Below are 961 nucleotides of genomic sequence, written 5' to 3' on the forward strand. Positions count from 1 at the left end.
CGATCGGCGGGACCGGCAGCAGCGCGACGAGCGCACGCGGCAGCGGACCCTGGACATGGCGCAGCCACAGCAGCGAGACCACCAGCAGCGCGGCATAGGCGCCCAGCGCGACCAGCATCTCGCGGGTGTAGCGGCGCTGCAGCGCGCGCGGCGCCGCCCCGCAGCCCGTGCCGGCGCCAGCGCCGGACGACAGCGCCACGCCCGCGAGGACGCCGGCGGCCAGGAACTGCAGGCCCAGCAGCCAGCCGGGTACCTGCGGCAGCCAGCGCCAGGTGCCGAGGGCGCATGCGAGCAGGCAGGTCGCGAGGGCGAGCAGCAGACTGCGGGAACTGGACGGACGCATGGCATTGGGTGTCAAGGAGGCTTGACATCCAGCATGCGGGCGGCGCCGCTCCGGTGTCAAGCGTGCTTGACACGCATGACCCGTAGGAGCGCGACGGGGAGCGGATGCCGTCCGCCGCTCGCGGCCGCCCGACCTGTATCGCCGATACCTCAGCTGCGCGTCGAAGACGAGGCGACCGGCCGGCGGTCACGGCCTCATTTGCTGCTGACATACTTCTCGCGCCGGATCCGCGGCACCGGCAGGCCGAAGCCCTTCAGCGCCTCGAAGGCGGCGTCGACCATGTCCGGATTGCCGCACAGGTAGGCGATGTCGTCGGCGGTCGGCGCGAACTCGCCGATGAACTGCTGCACGTAGCCGTGGCGCACGTCGGCGTGCGCGTGCGGATCGCCCGGCGCCGGCAGCTCGCGCGAGAAGCACGGCACGAAGCGGAACTGCGGGTGCGCCTGCGCGAACGCGCGGAAGTCGTCGCCATACAGCAGCTCGGCCGGCGTGCGGGCGCCCAGCAGCAGCACGACCTCGACGCCGCGCTCGGCGATCGCCTGCGCCAGCAGCGGCAGCATCGCCCGGTACGGGGTCACGCCGGTGCCGGTGCCGATCAGCAGGTAGCGGCGGTTGCGG

At 73.3% G+C, this 961-nt stretch carries 2 pseudogenes; both read right to left on the reverse strand.

Annotated features, from left to right (window positions below):
• A pseudogene (locus tag WQ56_RS17350) lies at nucleotides 1-343 on the reverse strand (hypothetical protein); the annotation flags it as partial.
• A 194-nt stretch (nucleotides 344-537) separates the two neighbouring features.
• A pseudogene (locus WQ56_RS17355) lies at nucleotides 538-961 on the reverse strand (ferredoxin--NADP reductase); the annotation flags it as partial.

Origin of the sequence: Luteimonas sp. FCS-9, assembly GCF_001014645.1 — a bacterium.
In the GTDB taxonomy this organism is placed as follows: Bacteria; Pseudomonadota; Gammaproteobacteria; order Xanthomonadales; family Xanthomonadaceae; genus Luteimonas.